Below are 24,547 nucleotides of genomic sequence, written 5' to 3'. Positions count from 1 at the left end.
CATATAAAATTTATAGATAAACCAAAGTTAATTAGCATAAATAATAAAATAACATCAATATGTTACTATTTTATATTTTGCAATAGGGAGAATATGCACTTTTTAGAAATATTCCTTAAAACAAAGGAAAATATAAAAATATGACCGATATAAACTAGGAGATGGAAAGAGGAGGTACAAAAAATTGAATAAAAAATTATTCCTTACAGTAGCTGCTATTCCAGCGGCCCTTATTGTCCCAACAGTTGCAGGAGCAGAGGAAGCAGCAGTGACAGTGACAGGACAAAATATGGTAAATGGAGTGTTAAAGGCTTCCATTGAGAATTTACCAGCTAATTCAATTGTTAAGAGTTATCAATGGTATTATGTTGACGACGAGAATGGTTCAACAAATAAAGCGATCTCTGGTGCAACATCTGCATCCTTCACTGTGCCAGTAGAAGCCGCAGGGAGAGCAGTTTTTGTAGAAGCGACAACAACGGAAAATAATAAGTATAAGAGCGCACCGCAAACAATTAATCCGCTTCAACTTGTGATTGCAAAGCCGAAATTTGGCGTTACTTCTAATTATATCGTGCCAGGGGAAACAGTAAAAGTCACTGCCGATGTTACTGATAATTTAGGAGCAAAATTACAAAGTGGTCAAATTACATATAGCTATCAATGGTTTTATAAACAAGGTGAGAACTTCACAATCATTGATGGTGCAACTAGTGGTTCATATACAATCCCTAAAGATGCTTTAGAAAAAAACATGATAGATATTATGGTTAAGGTGAGAGCAAAAGTTGGTACAGCTATTGTAGAATCAGATTTTTCTGATGTTGTCACAGTATCAAATGAACCAACAAATACAATGATTGATGAAATTAAAGCATTGCTTAAAAACGACCATCAATACAATATCTCAAGTCTAGAGTTATTTAAAGCACAAGTAACGGCGTTAGACGCTAAATATCAGGCATTAACAGCGCCAGCGAAGGTAAATGTGACAAATTACGATGTACTGAAGAGCGCACTTGCAGATGTAGATATAATAAGCAAGTTAAATGAGAAAGTGGATAAGGTTAATGAGGTTAAGGAACAAGACTTGTCAAAATATCTAAAAGAAATTGATGAGGCCTATGATAAGTTGGATCTATTACAACGTAGCTTAGATATAGATGAAGCTTTATATAATAATATTAAGAGCATTTTGAAAGATCCTTCAGATATCAATGAATTAAAAGAAGTTAGAAGATTAAATCAAGAAATTGTTGCATTATTAGCATATGAGAATTCCCTTGTTAAGTATGTACCTACTAGCATAGAATCGCTACAAACGGCAGTTGAAGCAATTGATAAGGATATAGCAAAATTATCTCAAAATTACCGCTCAACTGTTCAAAATCAAGCAATTTTAAGTGATGCAAAGTCTGATATTAAAAAGATTGAACAATTTATTAAACTTTTCGATAAGTTGTCACCTAATAATTCACCAAGCAAGCAGGTGACTACAGCAAAATCCATACGTACGGCTTATGAAAAGCTAACTTATAAGCAATTGCAACTTGTGCCAGCAAAATATGTTGATACATTACTTAATGCAGAAAATGCAGAAGACAGTCAAATAGACAGATTGAATTTGGAGATAGCTAGCTATGTTGGAGATGCTGAGAACGATTACCCAATAGATCCGTCAGAACATTCTTGGCAAAGTCATGTCAACAATGTAAACCGTATCATTAATGAATATAAAGGCTTAACGAAAACTTCATCGGCTAAAATTGTCGGATATGATAGCATTGTAACTTTGCAAAAGAATTTAAAAACAGCTGAAAAAGTGATTAAGGATATGGATGCCTATAAAAAGTTATCCGAGGTAACCGGTGTAACTCAAAGTAAGCTTAATTCAAGCTATACTAGTACATTAAAAGCATATAATAAGCTAACTAGCTTGCAGCAATCGCTTGTCTATAATGCAGACGAGTTTTTATTGAACCCTCCGAATGTTACAGTTGACGGAAATGGTAAAGTTCCTACTGATAAAGCTGCTGCAGAAACTTTAAAGGCTAACGTTGCAAAGTTAGCTGATGTAACAAATTATTCATTTACACAATTCGAAACAGCTGTGAATTCAGCAACAACAACATATAAAAGCCTATCTTCCTCTGCACGAAAGTATGTAACAAACTATTATTTATTAACAGCCGCTAGTAAAGACCTTTCGGGTGTAAAGTCATTCCATAAAAAAGTACAAGCTGCACGAGAAGAAACAGATGTTGCAAAACAAACAAAAAAAATTCAAACGGTTCAAACTGCTTATGCTAAACTACCTTCAAATCAACAGTATTTAGCGAAACAGCAATATGAAGATCTACTTAACAATCGTATAGTAGATGGAAATGCACCAGATATCACGACATTAAATAATAAAATTGCGGCTATCGTCGCTACTGATGGATACACAGTTTCAAAGGAAGATATTATGGAGCTTTCATCGCATTATAATAAGCTAAGCTCTAGTGATAAAAAACGCATCACAAATGCTTCCATTTTAACGACGGCCGTTTCAGATGTGAAGAAAGTTGAATCATTTATGAAGACGTATGAAAAATCATTTATAAGTAATCCGTCAACTGTGATTAAAGCTTTTGGAAATCTGAGCTCAAAACAAACGAGCTTAATTAGTGCGGATATACGACAATCCATTATTGAAAAGGATAAAGGTCAACAACAATCAAATGAAACTGCTTTACAATTAATTGAATCTATCAATTTACTGCTTGAAAATGGTGAATACATTGATGGATTAGAGACAAAGGTAAAAGAAATTCGTACAGCATATGACGGTCTTAGCGCTTCTGAAAAGAAGGTCGTAAAGAATTACTCTAAGCTGACACAGGCTGAGAGTGACTTGAAAAAAGTAGCCGAGGTTCATGCTTTATATGTACCTTCGACAGATGGTGATGAAGCTGCTCGTAAAGCTTGGCAAACTGCATATGGCAAACTCTCAAAGAAATTAGAAATTCTTTATAAAAATATGTATACAGGTGATCTATAATTTTAAACTCAATAAAGAGTCTGGGACAGAACCCGATTATTTTGAAAAATAGCGAAAATAGATAATAACTTTTCCGCCTATCTGAGTTAAATACCCCTTCGTAAATCAAAAAAATGTTAGACTGATTGTATCTTGGTCTAACATTTTTTCTTTTTGTCCCAGCCTCTTTTCTGTAGCAATAAATCTGTTAGAGTTCTAAATTTATCGCTTTCATTAGTCTAGACAAAATGGCTAGTTAGACAAGCGTTTCACAGGATAAACTGGTGCATATTTTTTTCCTCCAAAGCATTTAGAAATTAGTATATTATCGTAAATATAGGAAAGAGTCTTCATGGGTAAACTATGAAGACTCTATTTTTCCCTATGATAAGAAAATACAACAGAATGTAAGGCAATTGGTGGTATCAGGTCGCTCAAATCACCAATGCATTATTGAAAGAGAGGATAATATCAAATGCTGTCAGATCATACAAATCATCTTGATTCCCATAATCATCTTGTAGCCGAATGGGTAAAGCAGTTTCGCCCCTTTGCGAAAGAAGGAAAATGTGCGAACTACATTCCAGCGTTAGCCCAAAAAGATCCACATCAATTAGCCATTTCGATTATCGGACCAAATAGTGCCGAAATTAAAGCAGGGGATACAGCTGAATTATTTACTCTCCAAAGTGTGTCAAAAGTTGTTACATTTATTTTAGCGTGTATGGATCGGGGGTTACCCTACGTTTTAGAACGAGTAGATGTTGAACCTACAGGCGATACCTTCAATTCAATCATTCGTCTCGAAAGCCATCAGCCTGGAAAACCTTTTAATCCAATGATTAATGCTGGAGCGATCACAGTATCCTCCATGCTTGCCGGAAATTCGCCGCAGGAGAAAATTTCAAAAATCCTCTATTTTTTAGAGAAAATCGTTGGCAAGAAGGTAAAGATCAATGAAGAGGTTTTTCAATCTGAATGGCAAACAGCTTATCGAAATCGATCATTAGCATACTATTTAATGGATTCTGGTTTTTTAGATTGCCCTGTGGAGGAGGCCTTGGAGGTTTATTTGAAACAATGCGCGATTGAAGTAAATGTTTCGGATTTAGCGATGGTTGGATTAGTCATCGCTAATGATGGCTACCATCCTCTATTAAAAACACAGCTCTTCCCGAAGCAAGTAGCAAAATTAGCAAAAGCCTTAATGGTTACTTGTGGTATGTACAATGCGTCCGGTAAATTTGCCGCATTTATTGGATTACCTGCAAAAAGCGGAGTCTCTGGTGTAATTGTTGCCGCTGTACCAAGCCACGCAAGCATAGATTCACCTTTTCCTGCTGGCTGTGGCATTGGCATTTACGGGCCGGCTATTGATGCAATCGGGAATAGTGTAGCAGGAGTAAAATTACTAAAGCATGTTGCCACTGAGTGGAATATGAATATTTTTTAACGCAAAATCATTACCCAAAAAAGAGATGACTTCAGCATATCGCCGAAGTCATCTTTCGTCTTTTATTTCTTTCTTTTCGTCTTATAAATTACCCCTAACATGATAAACCAAATAGGTGTTAAAAGTAATGCTGTACGTGTTGCCTCTGAAATGAACATAACGACTAATAAAAATGCAAAGAAGGCAAGTACTAAATAATTTACGAACGGCGTAAAAGGTGCTTTGAAAATCGATGCTTCATGTAGTGCACGATTTTTTCGTTTATAAATGATATGAGAGATTAAAATAATGCTCCACACCCAAATAAAGCAAATTGCACTAATAGTTGTCACCACACTAAAGGCATTTTCAGGCATCAATTTACTTAATAATGCTCCTACTGATACAACAATTGCAGAAACAATGAGTGCGTTACTTGGTACACTGTTTCTATTAAGCTTTGCAAACGATGCTGAGGCTTGCTTATTGTTCCCAAGAGTATAAAGCATACGGCTTGTAGAAAATAATCCACTATTACCAGCTGAAGCGGCAGATGTTAGAACGACAAAATTAATAATACCTGCTGCGATCGGAATGCCGGCTAATGTGAAGACCTGTACAAATGGACTCTTTGCTGCGGACATTTCATACCAAGGATTAATGCATAAAATGACGAATAATGCCCCGACATAGAATAATAAAATGCGTAATGGAATTTTATTGATTGCAGAAGGTATATTTTTTTTAGGATTGGCCGTTTCTGCAGCAGAAACACCGACTAATTCAACACCAACAAAGGCAAAAACAACCATTTGGAAGGCCATTAGGAAGCCGTATAGTCCATTCGGGAAAATCCCGCCATGTGCCCAAAGATTTTCAACTGAAACTGTACCAGAGCTTGTTTCAAAGCCTGTAAATAACATGATTAACCCAATAATAATCAGCGCAACAATCGTGATGACCTTAATAAGGGCAAACCAAAATTCTAGCTCACCAAATAATTTTACCGTTAATAAATTCAAAATTAATAACAGGACTAAACAGCCAATTGCTGGAACCCATTGTGGTATATCAAACCAATATTTTGTATAAACGCCGACAGCGATAATGTCAGCCATAGCGGTCATAATCCAGCAGAACCAATAAGTCCAGCCAGTGACGTAACCTGCCCAAGGTCCTATGTATTCGGATGCAAAATCAGTAAATGATGTATAGCCTGCATTCGATAATAATAGTTCACCTAATGCACGCATGACAAAAAATAGGGCAGTTCCGACAATTAAATAGGCAAAGATAATGGAAGGTCCCGCTAAAGCAATCGCTTTACCTGATCCTAAAAATAATCCAGTACCTATCGTTCCACCAATGGCAATAAGCTGCACATGGCGATTTTTTAAATCACGTTTTAATTGTTGTTCCACGTTAATCCCCCTCAAAGATGCATAAAAATATGACTGGAAAATAAAAAAGAGACTAGTAGTGACACTAGTCTCGTAAACGTCAGAATAACAAATACCCATTGCGGATGTTGATATAAAAAAGGTAAACATTCGTGTGGTATAGCTTTCATGATGAAAGTTGATATTACTCCTCTGTCCTTTTGCCTGAGATAGTGAACCCTTCGGCGACGCAAATTGCGCTCTCTCCAGAACTGCTCCTGCTATAGTGTGATCCATAGCATTCATAGCTTATATTGTGTTGTCGTAATGACATTATTTTAAGATATTATACATCCTAACAGTGCTCACAGTATTATTCAAGGATAAATTTTAGCTATTTTCAGAAAAATAGAAGATTAGAGTCCTTACAGGTAAATAATTTACGAAAATTAGTAAATTTGTACATACGATAATTAGCGATTAAGAAATGCTCATCTACCACGGGGAATCTTTAGTGAAAACGAGCTCTATATTTTCTTCATCTTGCTTTACTTTTTTCTGTCCGAAGCACAATCAAAAACTTGAAGAATGTGAATTGGTTGGTTAGTCGTGGAACGATAGATATAATATAGTAGAAACTCGTAATTTTTTGCAAAAAAGAAACCATCTCATAGTCGTTTGAGATGGTTTTTTCTGTGCGTAACAAAGCGTCATAGGAAAATATATATAAATTTACTTAAATTCTAAGAAATGATTTATTTATATTAGTCGCATTTGCCTTATCGATTTTGGTTGTATTACTATTTTTTTGATTTTATTTTACCTGTCCAAGTACGGAAGCCGCCTTGCAGTTGGTAAATTTGGTTGTAGCCACGTTTTTTCAGAAACATAGCAGCACGTGCGCTACGGCCTGTGTTTTGACAGTATAAATATACTGGTAAATCTGGGCGAATTTCTTTGTAACGTTGGCGTAGTGAAGTTGATGGAACATTACGTGCGCCGAGAATGTGACCAGCATCAAATTCTTTTTGTTCGCGTACGTCGATAAGCTGTGCTTTACGATAGCCTTCAATAAATTGTTCTTGTGTTAGGTTTGTTACGGCTTTTTTTAGTCGCAATGCATTAATTCCGATATATGCAATTATGACTACTAAAACGACACCGAGTGTGATAAGTATGTTCAAGATTTTCTTACCCCTTTCTATCTTCTTTATTATTATAAAAGATGCGCTGGCGATAGTCCAATGAGTTTGATAAAATTAACTAGATTGTGGCTAGAATTAAGTTATCTTTTATTCATTACTTAATTTGCGTATTATCTTTTGTAGCTGATGAAGGCGTCAAGTGAAAACAAGTAATGAATTTCATGAGTGAATGGCCACGAATTGTTCCTCCACAGTCTTTGGCTGTAAAAAAATTAATGAAAGATAGAACCATACGAAGCGTGTCAAATATGTTATTATTATTCTTTAAAATTTAACAAACGCTTTGTCTAAGGTTTAATTTGATATTTGTAGGAGATGTAAATATGACAACTTGGTATTTTCTAAATTCAGGGAAATGTAGTCCTTCTTTTAATATGGCATTAGATGAGGCATTGCTCGATTGGCATAGTGAGGGTTTAATTCCACCAGTTATTCGTTTTTATGAGTGGGAGCCAGCAACTCTTTCAATTGGTTATTTTCAACAAGCGAAAAGAGATATCAATTTTGAGGCAGTGAAAGAGCAAGGACTTGGCTTTGTTCGTCGACCAACAGGCGGTAGAGCCGTTTTACATGAACATGAGTTGACATATAGCGTCATTGTTACAGAAAGCTATCCAGATATGCCTGAGTCGGTGACAGAGGCATATAGAGTATTGAGTGAAGGGATATTGCAAGGTTTTCATAATCTAGGTATGGATGCTTATTTTAGTGTGCCTGATACAGAAGAAAAAAAATCAGACTTAAAGAAACCGAAAAGTGCTGTGTGCTTTGATGCACCAAGTTGGTATGAGCTTGTAGTAGAAGGTAAAAAAGTAGCTGGTAGTGCACAGACACGTCAAAAAGGTGTTATTTTACAGCACGGCGCAATCTTACTAGATTTAGATCAAGAGAAATTATTATCAGTCTTTAATTTTTCAAGTGAAGAAGCAAAGGATCGTATGCGTAGAAAGCTTCCAGAGAAGGCGGTTGCCATTAATAGTCTTGTAAAAGAACCGGTAACTATTGAACAATGTGTGACAGCTTTTCGTGATGGTTTTGCAAAATCGTTGCAAATTGATTTAAAACCATTTACACTTTCTGAGGAGCAATTAGAATATGTACATGCACTTGAAGAAAAAAAATATGCACGAGATGATTGGAACTTCAAAAAGTAAAAAATGGTATAAGAAAAATATTTTTTTATCGTTCAAACCTTGTGATAACAAGTAGTTCTGATTCTATTCGAAATTGCAAGAGTTGAATTAAAAAACTATATATAGTATCTTTTTTAAAGCAGTATACACAATATGTAGTGTTTAACAACACATGATATTGTGTATTTATTATGTAAGAGAGACAATAAGGGAGGCAAAACGATGGTACTCACAAATCATCAACCCGAAGTAAACAAATTTGAACAGTTAAACAAAGATATTGAACAATTTCCACAGGTTCACCCTGTAACACCTGATATGCACATTACGCATAAAGGTGTCTCAAGGCTTGTCATGATCGATCGCTACTCGTTTAAGGATACGGAGAAGAAAACACTTAAAGTCGGTGATTTTGTCGTATTAACAGTGAAGGCAGATCCAAAATTCCCTGCGCGTGGTTTAGGGACAATCCAAAAGCTTGACATGTCTACAAAAACAGCGGAAATTTTGATTGAGGAAGACTATCGAAGTGCTATAGATGATCTGAAAGAGCAAGAAACAGGTGTGATTACGCGTTCAATTGACGTGCTTGAAAAGCCTCTTGAAATTTTTTATGAACAAATTGCAAAACGAAATGCAACAGGGCTTGCTGCTGTTGAAAAAACACCAGAAAAACGCCAAGAATGGTTTGAGAAATTTTATGAGCAATTAGTTTCATTGAAATTTATACCAGCTGGACGCGTTATTTATGGGGCTGGTTCTGAAACAGATGTAACCTTCTTCAATTGTTACGTAATGCCATTTGTTGCTGACTCACGTGAAGGAATTAGTGATCACCGCAAGCAAGTAATGGAAATTATGAGCCGCGGTGGTGGTGTTGGAACAAATGGTTCGACATTGCGTCCACGTAACACGTTGGCACGTGGTGTAAATGGGAAATCATCTGGTTCTGTTTCATGGCTAGATGATATTGCGAAACTGACTCATCTTGTTGAACAAGGCGGGTCACGTCGTTAAGACTCGGCGACGTAATCTCGTGAATTGCTGGAACACCCTGAGAGCTTTTCTTGCTACAACGTAAGCTGCGAAGCTAGGCGTGAATGCTTGAAAAAAGAAAAGATTGGGCAATCAGCAGCGAAGCATCTATGGAAACGTAGATGAACGTTCAACGACTATTGAAACTTTCTAAGCTTATCAGTATGAAAGGAGTAAATCATATTATGCGGTGACGCTCTTATGAGGCACGAGACAAAGAAAGTATTCTTTGATGATATAGTCTGATCTTATGTGAAAGCATAAGAGTATGGCAGAAATGACCATACCAGAAAAATATAATTCAATATTTTTTCTGTAACAAAAAATGGGAGCACAAATGATTATGCTGGCAGATTGGCATCCTGATATCGTGGAATTTATTATTTCAAAAATGCAAAATCCACGTATTCTACGATACCTAATCGAAAATACAACGGATAAAACAATTATTCGTCTAGCAAAAGAAAAATTAAACTTTAAGCCTCTTTCATCCCAAGAGGAAGCGATGTATCAAGGGATTGTTAACTATAAAGGTATCGAAGGCTTAGGCGGTTTCGATACGGCTATTATTCGTGAAGCGGAAAACAAACTACGTGATGGTGGTACTTATACTGTTCACAATCCAGAGTTTTTAACGGGTGCAAATATTTCTGTAACATTAACAAAAGAATTTATGGAAGCTGTAGAAAATGACGCAGACTTTGAGCTTCGTTTCCCAGCTGTTGAAGAATATACAAAAGAAGAGATGGCTGTTTACAATAGTGAGTGGCATAAGGTTGGAGATGTGCGCGAATGGGAGAAAATGGGCTATAAAGTTCGCACATACCGTACGATTAAAGCTAAGGAATTATGGAATTTAATCAACGTTTGTGCAACGTACTCTGCAGAGCCAGGTATTTTCTTCATCGACAACGCCAATGATATGACCAATGCAAAAGCTTATGGTCAAAGCGTTGTAGCGACAAATCCTTGTGGGGAACAACCACTTGCACCATATTCTGTGTGTAACTTAGCTGCTGTGAATTTAGCACAGTTTGCGAATAAAGAAGATCAAACAATTGATTACGAAGCACTTCGTGAAACAGTTCGTGTTGGTGTTCGTATGCAAGATAATGTTATTGATGCAACGCCATATTTCTTAGAAGAAAACCGTGTACAAGCTCTTGGAGAGCGTCGTGTTGGTTTAGGCGTAATGGGCTTAGCAGATTTACTTATTTATTGTGAGAAAGAATATGGCTCAGAGGCAGGCAATGAGTTAGTAGATGAAATCTTTAAAACGATTGCTGAGACTGCGTATGAGGCATCAACGGAGCTTGCAAAAGAACGTGGTAGCTTCCCATTCCTTGTAGGAGCAACAGAGGAAGAAACAGCACGTTTACGTAAAGCATTTACTGAAACAGGCTTTATGCAAAAAATGCCAGCTCACATTAAAGAGCAAATTTTAGCAACAGGTATTCGTAACTCACATTTACTGACAGTAGCGCCAACTGGTTCTACAGGTACGATGGTTGGTGTGGCAACTGGTCTTGAGCCATACTTCTCGTTCACATACTACCGTTCTGGTCGTCTAGGGAAATTTATCGAGGTCAAAGCAGAAATCGTTCAAGAATATTTAGAACGTCATCCTGAAGCAAACGAGCATGATCTTCCTGAATGGTTTGTGACAGCGATGGAATTAAAACCAGAGGCACATGCTGATGTACAATGTATCATCCAAAAATGGATTGATTCGTCGATTTCAAAAACGGTAAACGCACCAAAAGGATATACAGTACAGCAAGTTGAAAAAGTGTACGAGCGCTTATATAAAGGTGGCGCTAAAGGCGGTACGGTCTATGTAGATGGAAGCCGTGATTCACAAGTACTTACACTGAAAGCTGAAGAGAATGATATGGATCAATTATCATTTGAAGAAGAACTGGTAGAAGAGCCAACAAAGCGTCCAGTTGTATTAGTTGATACAATTCAAGCTTTAGAATCGACAACAGTTATTGGTTCCGATGTAGGGAATACTTGTCCAGTATGTCGTAAAGGAACTGTTGAAGAAATCGGTGGCTGTAATACATGTACAAACTGTGGTGCACAGTTAAAATGTGGCCTCTAAAATAATGAAAAGTGTCTATCTGTGGATTTGAAATAAGTCCTACGGTTTTACCCCTTTAGATTATATTTGTCTAAAGGGGTGTTTTTTGTCTAAAAGAACTAGAACATCTAAAATAGAGAAGGGCGTGGTTCTGGAATTGGTGGAGACTATAAGCCTTCAGATATCCTCCCGAAATTTATAGGGGATTTGGTACAAAAAAAAGCCTTTGAGGGAACCAAAGACTGTAAAGGAGCTCGAAATCTATGACCTTATATCCCTTTCATTTCTTATTTATAAACTTTTATTGGAAGGTATGTTAAGGACTGTCCTGTAGCTGAAGCAGTTAAATTATTTTCTAATTCAAACCCTTCCACTGGTTCAATACGAGAAAACTTTCGTAAGAATGCCTCCAGTGCCATTTTCATTTCTAATCGTGCAAGAGGTGCACCTAAACAGAAATGCGGGCCATTTCCAAATGTTAAATGCTTTTTGTTGTTTGAACGATGAATATCTAGAGAGAAAGGATTGTCAAACATACTTTCATCCATATTGGATGCACTCATCCAAGCAATGACTACGTCTCCTTTTTTTAACTCAATACCTAATAAATTATTGTCTTTTTTAACAGTACGATCTCTTTTTGAAAGTTGAAAACGATATCGGAGCATTTCTTCAACTGCTTTGGGCACTAATTCTATATCATTCCTTAATTCTTTGTAAAGGGACTCATCATCATAGAGCAATGAATAGAAAGTATTAGCTATCGCATGACTGGTTGTTTCAACACCGGCACCTAAAAGCAACATGGTGATCTGCACAATTTCTTCATCTGTGTACTTTTCTCCATCTACTTCAGCTTGAATTAAGTCAGAGATAATATCGTCAGAAAGATTCGAACGTTTTTGAACAACAATAGGGTAGAGATATTGGAAATATTCTTTTGCGGCGTTTTGTTTTTCTAGCTCAATGTCTTCGAGTCTTTCTTTATCGTATGGTTGGAATAGAATATCTACCCATTTTTTGAACTGATTTCTATCTTGTAGAGGCACCCCGAATAAATCGGCGATAACTAGACTAGGTAAAGGGGACGCCAAAGCTTCAACAATATTAACAGTAGAGTTTTCTTGTATATCTCCTACAAGTTCAGCTGCGATCTGTTGAATATGAGGTTCCCAGTTTTTCAAGCTGCGCGGAGTGAAGGCTGCTGCTAACAAAGAACGAGTCTTTCTATGTTCAGGTGGGTCAATATTTGTAATATTTATAGAGGAAGAGTTTTCTTCTTTGTTATTAGCCCCAACAAAAATACTAGTTCTAAATCCTTCACTTGAAAAGAATTCATAGTTACTTAACACCTGTTTAACATCTTCATATTTAAACACATTCCACGTGTTCGTTTTTTCATGAAAATAAACAGGATGGTTATGAAGCATTTTTTTATACCATTCAATAGGAAAAAACTCTTCCGAAAGTGATTGAAAATTAGTGATTTCTTTAATTGGAATGATTTCTTTATTCATAATAACGCTACTCCTCCTTCAAAATATAAAATACTTTATATAATAATCACGCTTGTAACAAATCAGCTTTAGATGAATAAATCCCATAGCGGAATAAATACGTAAAATGAATTTACTACAAGGGTGTTTACTAATACATTGTCTAGAACTTTTTCTTATTGATTTCAGCTACTGTGCCATCGCGATAGAATATTGAAGCTGACAATTAATTTTTCCTAGCTATACTCATAATTGTCTAACTTAGTATAGCTAGGAAAAATCATAGAATCACAGGCGTGTTATTAGTGAAAGTTGCTCGCTAACATTTTCATCTAATCACATTAAACCTCTTTGGATTATCTTTAAATGTCCTTTTGCTTAATGAGCTTTATTAACTCTTCAAGCCAATGAATGGTGTGCTTTGCTCTTGACGTAAAATGTCCACTTAAAAACTCCACGAGCTGCTCTTTCCCTTTATCTGTATCTTTCTGAATATGCTGTTCATATCCCTTGATATAATCCCAATGATCCGTAAAACTCTGTAATTTTTTCTCTAGAATTTCGATTACTTTATTACGATCTACATACTTTATGTTTACTAAGCCTACCACCATATCACTAATTGCATCAGCACTTTCAAACAACTTGTAGATTTTTTTGGGGAGTTCTTCACGCCCTTTATCCGTAATCTTAAATACTTGCTTATCAGGTCGATGTTCTTCTTTTATGATTTCGATTGTCTCAATTAAGCCTTTCTTTGCTAATGAATCAAAATGGTAATAAAGCTTACTTTCTGTTAACCCACTTAGTTGATCCAGTGGAATGGGTTCTGAAAGCTGTCTTTTTAATTTATAAGGATAAGTGTTATCCTCCATCAGTTTGCTCAATATAAAGATTTGAATAGCCATTCTTTTATTCTCCTTCAAAAAGATTATCCTCATATTGTAGCAAAACTAAACTTTAACTTCAGTAGCTTTCTCTATACTTGCAGTTTCAGTTTTTGATTCTAGTACATCTAATGGTTTTTGGAGAATTGCAACGATAAGAATATTAATTAACATCGCATCTCACCAACAAAGGCATGCTTCGCAAACTGGATGCATTAGTTCAAGTCCCTTTATTTGGTCAATGTTCGCAGTAATTTAAGATTCTTTTTAACGGAATTTAATTAAAGTACTCTAATCAAAGTATAAAGTTAGAATATTCTTTCCTTTTTATGAAGTCAACTAAAAGACACTGATTTTTATTTAAATGAATCTTATAAATCCACTTAAAGAAAAGGGGATTTCGTGAAGAAGGCTAATTAAAACAATCAAACTTTTTCTATAATAATTTTTTTGCTAGGCTACACTACACTAAGTTGAACAGCTAAACTATGGGTTTGGAAATTTAGACTATTAATTTAAGGGAACGTGCTACTATAACACATCAACGCCGAACTTTTACACCCGAATTTAAACTTAAATTAGTGAAGCTTTATGAAAATGGTTTAGGGTGGGAAGCGAGGGGATGGTTCAGAATACCGAACTTGCGTGGTTTATCAAAAAATCGGAAAAACTCATCCTTCTGACTTCGAGATTACGTCTTCAAGTAATCAAAAAAATTCAAAGAGGAAAAGAGTTCAAAGGTGGATAGGGATTTTTTATCTCAAAACCATTTATCCCTTATAAACAACCAGTTGTCGAAAATCCATTTACATAATTAGTTAAAAATTCAAGCGATTACATTTTGGGCTATGTCTTGCCCCTGCTACCAATTGCATTATTGCAAATCATTTTCTGTTTATGCACCGCTGTATTTCTAGGCTTATCCTTAAATATATCTGTCCTTTTAATGGTAGGCGTACTTATCGTAATTTCCCTATTGTATATCGGAATAGGATTTGGAACAATATTTACGGATAAGCAGGTTGGAGGCATCTTTGCGATATTTGTGAATATATCTACGTTTTTTAGCGGTACATGGTTTAAGCCTGACATGATAGGTGGTACATTTCAATCTATTACACAATTTTTACCGTTTGTTCATGCTGTTAATGCGGCGCGTGCAGTACTAAGTGGAGATTATTCCGATGTTTTTATGCCACTTACCATAGTTTTATGTTATTCGGTCTTTGTTTTTATTCTCGCTACCCTATTATTTAAACAAAAGATGCGAGGTCAGTAAAATTTGAATTTATTAGTAGGAATTTTAAGAAACCTCTAGAAATATTTAAGTATAAAGGGGGAGGGTGTATGTCTAGTTTACCAATCATAATAGCGCCGATGTTTTTAGTTTCTAACCCTAAGATGGTTATTGAGGCTAGTAGAACAGGTGCAATCGGTTCATTTCCATTATTAAATGCAAGACCCGCTTCAACTTGTGCTGAGTGGCTTGAGGAAATTAGGAAAGAGCTACCTACAGAACAGTGGGCGGTCAACTTTATTTGTCATCCTGTAGCGAATACGCGTTTTGAAGAAGATTTACAGTTAATTGAACAGTTTCAGCCACCAATTGTCATTACTTCTCTTGGCAATCCAAAGAGAGTGATAGATATTGTACATGGCTATGGTGGGAAGGTCTTTGCAGATGTTGCGAACGTCAAGCATGCCGAAAAGTCTGCTACAACAGGTGTAGACGGTCTAATTCTTGTTTGTGCAGGTGCTGGTGGCCATGGTGGGCAGCTGAATCCATTTGGCTTTGTATCTGCAGTAAAGAAATTCTTTAAGGGGACAATCATTTTATCAGGCTCCATCTCTAATGGTGCAGACGTACTAGCTGCTCAAATAATGGGCGCGGACTATGCCTATATGGGAACTCGTTTTTTAGCTTGTGATGAAGGGAACGCACCTGAAGCGTACAAAAATATGGTAATAGAAAGCACTACCGAGGATATATTATATACGGATGCCTTTAGTGGTGTCCATGTCAATGTGTTAATTCCATCCTTATTGAAGGAGGGCATTGATCCTGCGACATTGAAGCCAAGAGAGGACGTTGATTTGGCACATCTTGTTAATGTCAAAGCATGGAGAGATATATGGTCAGCGGGACATGGTGTCACAAATATTGTTCAGCGAGAGTCAGTTCGTGAAATACTCATGACATTGCAAAAGGAATATAACGAGGCAAAACAGCAATTCCTTTCTGTACAGCCATTATAAAAATAGGAGCAGTCCAAAATGATGAATCATCAGTTGGACCTGCTCTTAACTTCTTTCAGCGGGTGTTAAACATCCGCTGAAAGAAGTTAAAGCTGTACAGTTTGATTAAATTAATACTAATAACTTTGATAAACAAGTAAAAAAGAAAAAGCGTATTTTGAAAAAGATTGATTAAAACACGCTCTTAATATAGTCTAATTACTGTGCACAATAGCTGAAGAAAGTTCTAACATTTTAATATGAAATTCCTTTTTGTATCTGATCTTTAATATTTACCTTACTTAACCCCCCGTGGTAACAAACCACAGATTCAATGTCGAGGTCTAGGTATTTCTTCAAAGAGAGTCGAGCCTCTTTTAAATCCAGTACGGTTGGGACATGAATTCCCTCGATTATTCCGTTTACACTGTACATCGAATCCCCAGCAATCAGTGTTTTACTTTGTTTCAAATATAGGCTGATATGGCCAGGAGTATGCCCCGGAGTATGAATGACACGAATCCCGCCACAATACGACAGTTCTTGGCCGTCAATCAAGGTATCATTCACTTTTCCCTTTGGTGGATTCACTATGTGTCCATCTTTCAAAAGAGGTAAATCTCCCTGAATATAAGGCTTATCTAGTTCGTGAGCATAAACTTTAATATTCCTTCCACACTCCTGTAATATCTCAGGAAGACTACCTATATGATCTATATCCTGATGTGTCAAAATGATAACTTTTAGTTTGTCGATCGACACTCCTACCTTTTCCATTGCCACGCGTAAATCTTCAATTTGACTTGGGAACCCAGTGTCTATTAAAACAGCCATTTCTTGATCCCATAAAAGAGTGGGATGAATAATATTTCCGTGAAATTGAAGTTGAAGCATCTCTACTCCCTTAGAAATTTCCATAACTTTACACTCCTTTATAATTAGATTTTATCTTTTATTAAACTCATATAATTTACCGGAACAAAATCTAGCAGGTTAATTTTTAACATCCTGAAGAACAGTCCCCTTCCTCCAAAGCAGCTTCCGTAATGTTTCGAAATTGACTAAAACCGTTCCTACAATAATCGTCAAAGTTCCTATGCCTGTTAGCCAAGAAATGTATTCATGATAGAAGGTAACACCTAGCATGACGGCAATTAATGGTGAGATATACAGCCATGTAGAAGGAAAAACAGGATTTATCCGTGAGACGAGCCAATAATAAATGCTATGGCCAATCATTGAACCAAAAATAGTTAAATAAAGAAGAGAGCCAATTGAAGCTGGGCTTAAAAGATAATTAAGCTGAATGTTCTCAGTAAAAGATGACAAAATGATTAATAAAATCCCACCATGCATCATTTGCGCAGCATTTAAGGCAACTGGAGATGTCGTTTCAAATTTTTGGATGACATACTTCGAATAAATCGTTCCAGATGCGTAAAAAACTTCACCCAATATAATGGCGAAACAACCTACCATCCAGAAGGGGCTAATCTCAATTGAAAAACTAGGTAAGATCAAGAGCGTGACACCAATGACCCCGACAACACACCCAATGAATGAATTCCTATTTCCTTTTTGCTTCAATATGAATGTCTGAATAATGATGATCATCATTGGACCTGTAGCAGATAAGACAGCTGCAATCCCTGATGTCACATACTGTTCTGCCCAGTATAATGTGGCGAACGTCCCAAAGGTTAAACCTACTCCTGTAAAAAACATCTCTTTTCGAAATAATAACCATATAGTCGTTTTTTCTCTCCAAACCATAAAACTAAATAGCAGCAAACCAGCAATGAAAAAACGAAGTCCGGCTGATAAAAATGGAGGCACTCCTGCATCAACACCAATTTTAATCGCTAAAAATGTCGTTCCAAAAATCAAACACATGAAGAAATAATTAATAATTACCATATCAAACTCCTCCTCTTTTTCTATCATAAAAGAAAGGCGATAGAACAGATTGAAGAAGATAGAACAGATTAGATTGGATCGTGGTACAATCGTTTTGAAGAGGAGGAATCGATGTGAGCAAAGCGATTCAAAATGGAGACTATCTTTTTAAGAAAGTATATGATTATGTACTACACAGAATAGAACGTAAAGAATGGAAAGAACATGAAAAGATTCCCTCCGTCCGGCAATTAGCATCTGAAATGAATGTTCATCGATTAACTGTTTTAAAGGCTTATCAATTACTGAAACAGCATGACAAAGTATATGTAAAAGATAAGGCAGGCTATTTTGTCCAATCAAATGTGACGAAAAATCTTGAATATCTAGATCTGAACAATCCAATTGTTTCTGCATACGTACAAAAAAATCATTTATCTGAAATCCATCAATCACCTGTTTCCTATCAATTTTCTCAGGCGTTAATTGATCCAAATCTTTTGCCAAATCATTATTTTTCAGATTACGTGAAGAAAGTGTTTGACCTTTATCCAAAAGTACTTGCAACCTACTCAAGTGTGCAAGGTGATTTAGAGCTACGTGAAACACTCACCAGGTATTTTATCAATCAGTATAAAACTCATCTGAATGCAGATGAGTTTTTAATCACTTCAGGCTCACAGCAAGCGATTCATTTAATCGCTCAAACTTTTATTAAGCCAAGAGACGTCGTTTTATTTGAACGCCCAAGCTATAGTGCTGCGATTGATATTTTTAGAGCACAAGGAGCACAGATTGTAACGGTTGATATCCATCCGGACGGGTACGATTTAAAGCAGGTTGAATACTATATTAAACAATACAAACCACGCCTATTTTATCTCAACCCAACATTTCATAACCCGACTGGTTATACTGTTTCAGTCGAGCAGCGCAAAAAATTAGTAGAATTAGCTGAACAATATCGATTTCTATTAATTGAGGACGATGCCTATCACGACATATATTTTGATCATGCCCCGCCACCACCAATCTACACATATGATACTGCTGGGACAGTCATTTATATCCGAAGTTTTTGCAAATATATCTCACCTGGTTTGAGAATTGCGGCTGTTATTTGTCAATCATCATTAATGAATTCACTACTAACAGTAAAATCCTTAGCTGATAATGGCTCACCACTTCTCAATCAAAAAATTTTTCTCCATTACTTTTCATCACTACGATTGCAGCAGCACTTGGAGAAAATCCGGATTGCCCTAAAGATTCGAAAGGAAATCATGGAAAAAGAGCTAGCGGTGACAGATTGGAAATGGATCAGTCCAAAAGGTGGTCTTAATTTATGGGTGCAGCTCCCAGATAAACTTCCAACGGAATTATTATTAACCAAAAGTATCGAACAATCTATATCCTTTGTGCCAGGTCAAGTTTGTGATCCATTAAAACAACTATCATCCTGGATACGTTTAAGCTATTCTTATGCAAATGAAAAACAACTTAGTGAAGGGGTAAAAAGGTTTGTTGCAGTGGCACAATCTTTAAGTGAGGGGAGGGGCTAGTTAAAACAATACAAAAGGGATGAAGGCAAAATACAAAATGAGTCCGTGAAGGTACCGAACTCATTTTGAACAAGTGCCGCATGAAATTTATGCAGAGGCATAATTAATTTTTTAGTCATGATTTAAAGTTGCTGCGATTTCTGGTTGTTGTTCAACTTGAAGTAACATATTGAAAGATGCGATGGCAACTTCCACTTGGTCATCCTTCGGTTCACGTGTAGTTAGTAATTGAAGCCATAAACCTGGATAACCCAAGAAGCGAAGCACAGGAATATTACGACATGCATTTGTAGCTTGAAGTACTTCAAATGATACACCAAGAACAACTGGAATTAATAAAATACGGTCCAAAAGGCGTAACCAAAGTGGGTCAGTTGGCACGAAGAAATATAAAAACATGCCTACAAAAACAGTGAACAGCATAAAACTACTACCACAACGATAATGTAAGCGTGATTGTGCTTGTACATTTTCCACTGTTACTTCCATACCGGCTTCGTAGCAATTAATAACTTTATGCTCGGCACCATGATATTGGAATACGCGTTTAATAAGAGGTGTTAAAGAAATAAAATATAAATAGGTTAGAAGTAAAAGTAACTTAATGCCACTTTCAAGTAGAATTTGGCCAGCTTTACCCTCTATCCATCTAGAGAAAAAATCCGCAATAAATACCGGAATTAATGTAAAGGCGAATTTACCAAATAAAAAGGACAGGATACCTACAACAGCAACCCCTAAAATCATTTGAAGCTTTGAGCCTTCCTCTTTTTGTTCCTCTTCTTCACCAGGTGTGACGTCATAACGATCTCCCGAAAATTGCATATGACGAGAGCCTAAACCAGCGGATTCAATCAGCGCTATTACGCCACGTAAAAATGGAACTTTTTTAAGTTTTTGTAAAATAGGGTTTTGAACTTTTTTAAAATGATAATAATCAATGGAATCATCGTTACGGCGAATGGCTGTAATCGTATGTTCCTTTCCTCCGAACATCACACCCTCTAACTGTGCTTGTCCCCCGTAAACAGGTGAATTGCTCAAAGCTAACACCACTCTCTTTATATATTTCAACTGTACCATTGTACTAAATTTAGAGAAAAACCTCTAGGGTTACGCATAGTAAAATTTCTATATGGCTACACTAATCGTACAATTTAGGAAATGATTAACGCGCTGAAGATAGATCAGTGGTACGAATTGGGGGTATTTTCTTGAAGATAGCTAGTATAACATCGATTGTCAGTGCACTTGTTTTAGCATTGTGTTTAAAAGGACTACGTTACTTTCATCTCATTAAATGGAATCCAATAGGTTTTTATAAAAAGTGGGATATATTTGAAGGTAGCTCAAAATTATTTCAGTGGAGCTTCCTGATCCTAGTTTTATTTATCATTGGATTTTTATTATTTATTACGTTGAGATATGTCTATATTATCCCAGCTATCCTATCTTCTTTTTTGCTTGGCCTTTTTTTGACAATCAGCCTAGAATGGATTGTTCTTGATTTGCCTTTGCAGCTTTCTTCCTTTAAAAAACTATCGATTCCTTTCATGGTTATTGTCATTTGTCTATTACGTTTCTTGCTTGAGACAGCGAATTTTCATCAGAAAGAGCATACTGCACAAAAAGGAAATTAGTTGCCGTATGCTTCGGGTATGATAAAATAAATGGCAAGTACATAGAAAGAGGCGAATATGCGTGAAGTTATTATGTTTGAATGGACCTAATTTAAATCGACTAGGTAAACGGGAGCCGCATATTTATGGACATGAAACATTAGAAGATGTGAAAAAAAATGTTCAGAATCTTGCGGCGTCTTTAGGTGCTACTGTCGAGTTTCGTCAATCTAATCATGAAGGGGTACTTATTGATTGGGTGCATGAGGCAGAAGACGAAAAGTATGATGGAATTATCTTTAATCCCGGAGCATATACCCATACAAGCATAGCGTTACATGACGCAATTGCGGGAATCTCTGTGCCGGTTATAGAAGTACATATTTCAAATATCCACAAACGAGAGGCTTTCCGTCATCATTCCTATCTTGCTCCAGCATGCCTTGGTCAAATCTGTGGACTAGGTACGAAAGGCTATGAACTGGCACTACGGACATTTATTGAGAGGGAGAATTGATTATGTTGAAATTACAAAAGCTACGTAAGACACTTCAAGAACAAAACATCGATGGTATTTTAATTACTAACGGGTACAACCGTCGTTATATGACTGGTTTTACAGGGACGGCAGGCGTAGCGATTGTGTCTCAAAATGATGCTGTGTTTATCACAGATTTCCGTTATACGGAGCAAGCAGCTGCGCAAGTACAGGACTTCCGGATTGTACAGCATGAGGCAACAATCATTGAAGAAATTGCGACGCAAGTAAGCAACATGGGTATCAAGTTATTGGGTTTTGAGAAAGATACTGTCAGCTATGGCACATATGAACTGTATAAAAGTAAGATTCAAGCTGATTTAGTGCCGATTTCTGGGCTAATTGAAAAAATTCGCTTGATTAAGACGGAACAAGAGATTAATATTATTAAGGTTGCGTGTGAAATTGCTGATCACGCATTTTCACATATTTTAGACTTCATCAAGCCAGGTAAAACAGAGCTTGAAGTTTCGAATGAATTAGAATTTTTCATGCGTAAACAAGGAGCAACCCAGTCCTCATTTGATACAATTGTTGCGTCTGGTCTACGCTCAGCATTACCACATGGCGTAGCAACGAATAAAGTGATTGAAAAGGGCGACTTTGTCACATTAGACTTTGGAGCATTATACAATGGCTATATTTCGGATATTACACGTACTGTGGCAGTTGGCGAACCATCTGAAAAATTAGTAGATATGTACAATACCGTACTTGCTTCTCAGCTTTTAGCACTTGAAAAGGTTGGCCCTGGATTAACAGGAATTCAAGCAGATGCGATTGCGCGTGACTATTTAAAAGAAAAAGGCTATGGCGAGGCATTTGGTCATTCATTAGGACATGGAATTGGTCTTGAAGTACATGAAGGTCCTGGCTTATCGATGCGTTCAGAAACGGTGTTAGAGCCAGGGATGGCCGTAACGATTGAACCAGGAGTTTATTTACCAGGAATCGGTGGTGTACGAATCGAGGACGATATCTTAATCACAGAGACGGGTAATGAACTGCTAACGCATTCATCAAAAAAACTCATTATTTTATAAACTATGGAGGAACACAAATGATTTCAGTAAATGATTTCCGTACAGGTCTAACAATTATTGTTGATGGCCAATTATATCGCGTGTTAGATTTCCAACACGTTAAACCAGGTAAAGGTGCTGCGTTCGTACGTTCTAAATTACGTAACCTTCGTAACGGTTCTGTGAATGAAAAAACATTCCGTGCTGGTGAGAAAGTTGAGAAAGCACAAATTGATAACCGTAAAATGCAATACCTTTATGCACAAGGTGACGAGCATGTGTTCATGGACTTAGAATCATATGAGCAAACTGAACTAGCTTCAGCTGCGATTGAATATGAATTAAAATTCCTAAAAGAAAACATGGAAGTTCATATTCAATCATACCAAGGTGAAATGTTAGGTGTTGAATTACCAAATACTGTTGTGCTAGAAGTAACAGAAACAGAACCTGGTATCAAAGGTGATACAGCTTCTGGTGGTACAAAACCTGCTACGCTTGAAACAGGACTTATTGTACAAGTGCCATTCTTCGTAAACCAAGGTGATAAGTTAGTAATCAATACAGAAGAAAGTTCTTACGTTTCTCGCGCGTAATGAATTGAAACATGCAACCTACTCTTTTCTAAATAAAAGAGTAGGTTTTTATTTTTTTCTTATACATATGAAGCGAAAAGTATCGAACTTTGTGACAAAAGATAGAGGATAAGTGGAATTATTTACAGGTGTAACATTGGATTCTATCATCCGATAGATAGTCATATATGGAAGAAATGTTTACAATAAAAGTAAGGAGTGAATGCTATGTTAGAAACAACATTTAAGATACCATACCCAATTATTCAAGCACCAATGGCTGGTGTAACATCGCCAAAATTTGTCGCTGCCTGTGCAGAGGTAGGTATTTTGGGCTCAATTGGAGCGGGTTATTTAGATGGGGAACAAACGAAAAGCTTTATTCAGGAAGTAAAAAAGCTAACAAAAAAACCTTTCGCAGTAAATTTATTTGTACAGGAAGAGCCACGTATTGATATCGATGTTCTTCAGAAGGCTCGAATGGCGTTACAACCATTTTACGACGAGCTTGGACTTTCACCTGTACAAAGTGTCATGTCCAAGGAAGTCTTTGAAGGACAAGTACAAGCAGTTCTCGATGAAAAAGTAGCTATTTGTTCCTTTACATTTGGCATTCCTTCAGCAGATGTCATTCGTCGCTTAAAGGATAACGATGTTTATGTTATTGGTACAGCTACTACATTAGAAGAAGCAAAGCGTGTAGAACAAGCTGGAATGCATGCAGTTGTTCTTCAGGGCGGTGAGGCTGGTGGTCATCGTGGCTCCTTTACTGAACCAATGCAATTAATCGATTTGCATGATTTACTTCAGCAAGTAGTAGGACAAATCTCTATTCCAATAATCGCGGCAGGAGGTATTGTAACGAAAGAGGTCGTCGGAAAATTATTAGCAATGGGTGCACAGGCAGTTCAAATTGGTACAGCTCTACTTGTGGCCGATGAGTGTGAAATTTCTCCACTCTATAAAAATGCCGTGCTCCAATCAAAAACACAGCAGACGACCATAACTAGTGCTTTTTCTGGTAAACCAGCAAGAAGCTTAGTGAATGATTTTACGGAACGTATGAAGGATGCAGTTGTAGCGCCATATCCATTGCAAAATGATTTAACGTCAACTATTCGTAAAGAAAGTGCAAAACAAGGTAATGCAGAATATTTATCAATGTGGATGGGCGAAAATAGCTATTTAGTGAACCAGACAGGCACAGTGAAAAGCATCGTTGAAAATTTACTATAATTCATTTATCTCGCTGTAACTGCCCGTAAAAAGCCCGATTGGTGAAGACTAATAAACAATGAGTTTCACTTTTATATTAAAGATCTCTATACATATGTAAAGTGTACCCTTTGTAAAGGACATTTTAAAAAAAGCTCTAGGCAACTTGAAGAAGATGATGTCTGTATTGTGCAGGTGTCATCTTTTTTAGGT

Annotated in this window: 18 protein-coding genes, 2 pseudogenes and 1 riboswitch; of the genes and pseudogenes, 13 read left to right on the top strand and 7 right to left on the bottom strand. The window is 36.6% G+C overall.

Features of this window, described 5'->3' with window-relative positions:
* The first annotated feature begins 184 nt into the window (after window positions 1-184).
* Together ACIQXF_RS06445 and ACIQXF_RS06440 are read left to right on the top strand one after the other, a co-directional pair.
* Entirely contained in the window at window positions 185-3,043 is a 2,859-nt protein-coding gene (locus ACIQXF_RS06445; RefSeq protein WP_402780340.1) for a hypothetical protein, read from the top strand.
* A gap of 454 nt (window positions 3,044-3,497) precedes the next feature.
* Window positions 3,498-4,475 (top strand): glutaminase, encoded by a 978-nt coding sequence (locus ACIQXF_RS06440; protein ID WP_402780338.1) that lies wholly within the window; start codon window positions 3,498-3,500, stop codon window positions 4,473-4,475.
* A 62-nt stretch (window positions 4,476-4,537) separates the two neighbouring features.
* Here ACIQXF_RS06440 and ACIQXF_RS06435 read toward each other — a convergent pair whose 3' ends face one another.
* Window positions 4,538-5,875 carry an amino acid permease gene (locus ACIQXF_RS06435; protein ID WP_402780335.1) on the bottom strand — a complete coding sequence of 446 codons (1,338 nt, stop codon included), beginning with the start codon at window positions 5,873-5,875 and terminating at the stop codon, window positions 4,538-4,540.
* 161 nt (window positions 5,876-6,036) lie between these two features.
* Window positions 6,037-6,113, bottom strand: a riboswitch (glycine riboswitch).
* A 520-nt stretch (window positions 6,114-6,633) separates the two neighbouring features.
* Window positions 6,634-7,017, bottom strand: coding sequence for a rhodanese-like domain-containing protein (locus ACIQXF_RS06430; RefSeq protein WP_402780333.1), 384 nt, complete (start codon window positions 7,015-7,017; stop codon window positions 6,634-6,636).
* A gap of 344 nt (window positions 7,018-7,361) precedes the next feature.
* Between ACIQXF_RS06430 and ACIQXF_RS06425 the strand changes: the two genes are divergently transcribed.
* The 3 genes and pseudogenes from ACIQXF_RS06425 to ACIQXF_RS06415 form a co-directional block, all read left to right on the top strand.
* Window positions 7,362-8,192, top strand: coding sequence for a lipoate--protein ligase family protein (locus tag ACIQXF_RS06425; RefSeq protein ID WP_402780331.1), 831 nt, complete (start codon window positions 7,362-7,364; stop codon window positions 8,190-8,192).
* Between the two features lie 201 nt (window positions 8,193-8,393).
* Window positions 8,394-9,185, top strand: a pseudogene (locus tag ACIQXF_RS06420) (ribonucleotide reductase N-terminal alpha domain-containing protein); the annotation flags it as partial.
* Between the two features lie 343 nt (window positions 9,186-9,528).
* Window positions 9,529-11,310: pseudogene (locus ACIQXF_RS06415) on the top strand (vitamin B12-dependent ribonucleotide reductase); the annotation flags it as partial.
* 266 nt (window positions 11,311-11,576) lie between these two features.
* Here ACIQXF_RS06415 and ACIQXF_RS06410 read toward each other — a convergent pair.
* Both ACIQXF_RS06410 and ACIQXF_RS06405 read right to left on the bottom strand, forming a co-directional pair.
* A complete protein-coding gene (locus ACIQXF_RS06410) occupies window positions 11,577-12,806 on the bottom strand; it encodes a cytochrome P450 (protein ID WP_402780329.1) in 1,230 nt (409 codons plus the stop codon).
* A gap of 341 nt (window positions 12,807-13,147) precedes the next feature.
* Window positions 13,148-13,693, bottom strand: a complete 546-nt coding sequence (locus tag ACIQXF_RS06405; RefSeq protein ID WP_402780327.1) for a PadR family transcriptional regulator — start codon at window positions 13,691-13,693, stop codon at window positions 13,148-13,150.
* Between the two features lie 817 nt (window positions 13,694-14,510).
* Between ACIQXF_RS06405 and ACIQXF_RS06400 the strand changes: the two genes are divergently transcribed.
* Together ACIQXF_RS06400 and ACIQXF_RS06395 are read left to right on the top strand one after the other, a co-directional pair.
* The gene (locus ACIQXF_RS06400; protein ID WP_402780582.1) at window positions 14,511-14,951 is read left to right on the top strand and encodes an ABC transporter permease; all 441 of its coding nucleotides are present in this window, start codon (window positions 14,511-14,513) and stop codon (window positions 14,949-14,951) included.
* Window positions 14,952-15,019: 68 nt separating this feature from the next.
* Window positions 15,020-15,928, top strand: a complete 909-nt coding sequence (locus tag ACIQXF_RS06395) for an NAD(P)H-dependent flavin oxidoreductase (RefSeq protein WP_402780325.1) — start codon at window positions 15,020-15,022, stop codon at window positions 15,926-15,928.
* A gap of 234 nt (window positions 15,929-16,162) precedes the next feature.
* Here the strand turns inward: ACIQXF_RS06395 and ACIQXF_RS06390 are convergent, their stop codons facing one another.
* Together ACIQXF_RS06390 and ACIQXF_RS06385 are read right to left on the bottom strand one after the other, a co-directional pair.
* Window positions 16,163-16,825 (bottom strand): MBL fold metallo-hydrolase, encoded by a 663-nt coding sequence (locus ACIQXF_RS06390; protein WP_402780323.1) that lies wholly within the window; start codon window positions 16,823-16,825, stop codon window positions 16,163-16,165.
* A gap of 75 nt (window positions 16,826-16,900) precedes the next feature.
* Complete coding sequence (locus tag ACIQXF_RS06385) at window positions 16,901-17,824, bottom strand: DMT family transporter (RefSeq protein ID WP_402780321.1); 924 nt, start codon at window positions 17,822-17,824, stop codon at window positions 16,901-16,903.
* A 113-nt stretch (window positions 17,825-17,937) separates the two neighbouring features.
* On the opposite strand from ACIQXF_RS06385, the gene ACIQXF_RS06380 reads away from it, so the two are divergent.
* Window positions 17,938-19,365 carry an aminotransferase-like domain-containing protein gene (locus ACIQXF_RS06380; RefSeq protein ID WP_402780319.1) on the top strand — a complete coding sequence of 476 codons (1,428 nt, stop codon included), beginning with the start codon at window positions 17,938-17,940 and terminating at the stop codon, window positions 19,363-19,365.
* 111 nt (window positions 19,366-19,476) lie between these two features.
* Here ACIQXF_RS06380 and ACIQXF_RS06375 read toward each other — a convergent pair whose 3' ends face one another.
* Entirely contained in the window at window positions 19,477-20,448 is a 972-nt protein-coding gene (locus ACIQXF_RS06375; RefSeq protein ID WP_402780317.1) for a DUF1385 domain-containing protein, read from the bottom strand.
* Between the two features lie 131 nt (window positions 20,449-20,579).
* Here ACIQXF_RS06375 and ACIQXF_RS06370 point away from each other — a divergent pair, with 131 nt between their 5' ends.
* The 5 genes from ACIQXF_RS06370 to ACIQXF_RS06350 all read left to right on the top strand — a co-directional run bounded on the left by ACIQXF_RS06370 (window position 20,580) and on the right by ACIQXF_RS06350 (window position 24,355).
* The gene (locus ACIQXF_RS06370; RefSeq protein ID WP_402780316.1) at window positions 20,580-21,005 is read left to right on the top strand and encodes a hypothetical protein; all 426 of its coding nucleotides are present in this window, start codon (window positions 20,580-20,582) and stop codon (window positions 21,003-21,005) included.
* A 61-nt stretch (window positions 21,006-21,066) separates the two neighbouring features.
* Window positions 21,067-21,501 (top strand): type II 3-dehydroquinate dehydratase, encoded by a 435-nt coding sequence (gene aroQ / locus ACIQXF_RS06365; protein WP_402780314.1) that lies wholly within the window; start codon window positions 21,067-21,069, stop codon window positions 21,499-21,501.
* A gap of 2 nt (window positions 21,502-21,503) precedes the next feature.
* Window positions 21,504-22,565, top strand: a complete 1,062-nt coding sequence (locus tag ACIQXF_RS06360) for a M24 family metallopeptidase (RefSeq protein ID WP_402780312.1) — start codon at window positions 21,504-21,506, stop codon at window positions 22,563-22,565.
* A gap of 17 nt (window positions 22,566-22,582) precedes the next feature.
* Window positions 22,583-23,140, top strand: coding sequence for an elongation factor P (gene efp / locus ACIQXF_RS06355; RefSeq protein WP_402780310.1), 558 nt, complete (start codon window positions 22,583-22,585; stop codon window positions 23,138-23,140).
* A gap of 207 nt (window positions 23,141-23,347) precedes the next feature.
* Entirely contained in the window at window positions 23,348-24,355 is a 1,008-nt protein-coding gene (locus ACIQXF_RS06350; RefSeq protein WP_402780308.1) for an NAD(P)H-dependent flavin oxidoreductase, read from the top strand.
* The last annotated feature ends 192 nt before the right edge of the window (window positions 24,356-24,547 follow it).

Source organism: Lysinibacillus sp. NPDC097231, assembly GCF_044761885.1.
In the GTDB taxonomy this organism is placed as follows: Bacteria; Bacillota; Bacilli; order Bacillales_A; family Planococcaceae; genus Lysinibacillus.
Note: the sequence above shows the minus strand (reverse complement) of the source record. Positions and strands in the feature narration are given on the sequence as shown.

Bases quoted from the DNA above. Each gene is read 5' to 3' on its own strand.
- ACIQXF_RS06440 (WP_402780338.1), top strand. From the start codon at position 3,498: ATGCTGTCAGATCATACAAATCATCTTGATTCCCATAATCATCTTGTA.
- ACIQXF_RS06425 (WP_402780331.1), top strand. From the start codon at position 7,362: ATGACAACTTGGTATTTTCTAAATTCAGGGAAATGTAGTCCTTCTTTT.
- ACIQXF_RS06410 (WP_402780329.1), bottom strand. From the start codon at position 12,806: ATGAATAAAGAAATCATTCCAATTAAAGAAATCACTAATTTTCAATCA.
- ACIQXF_RS06405 (WP_402780327.1), bottom strand. From the start codon at position 13,693: ATGGCTATTCAAATCTTTATATTGAGCAAACTGATGGAGGATAACACT.
- ACIQXF_RS06395 (WP_402780325.1), top strand. From the start codon at position 15,020: ATGTCTAGTTTACCAATCATAATAGCGCCGATGTTTTTAGTTTCTAAC.
- ACIQXF_RS06390 (WP_402780323.1), bottom strand. From the start codon at position 16,825: ATGGAAATTTCTAAGGGAGTAGAGATGCTTCAACTTCAATTTCACGGA.
- ACIQXF_RS06385 (WP_402780321.1), bottom strand. From the start codon at position 17,824: ATGGTAATTATTAATTATTTCTTCATGTGTTTGATTTTTGGAACGACA.
- ACIQXF_RS06375 (WP_402780317.1), bottom strand. From the start codon at position 20,448: ATGGTACAGTTGAAATATATAAAGAGAGTGGTGTTAGCTTTGAGCAAT.
- ACIQXF_RS06360 (WP_402780312.1), top strand. From the start codon at position 21,504: ATGTTGAAATTACAAAAGCTACGTAAGACACTTCAAGAACAAAACATC.
- efp (WP_402780310.1), top strand. From the start codon at position 22,583: ATGATTTCAGTAAATGATTTCCGTACAGGTCTAACAATTATTGTTGAT.
- ACIQXF_RS06350 (WP_402780308.1), top strand. From the start codon at position 23,348: ATGTTAGAAACAACATTTAAGATACCATACCCAATTATTCAAGCACCA.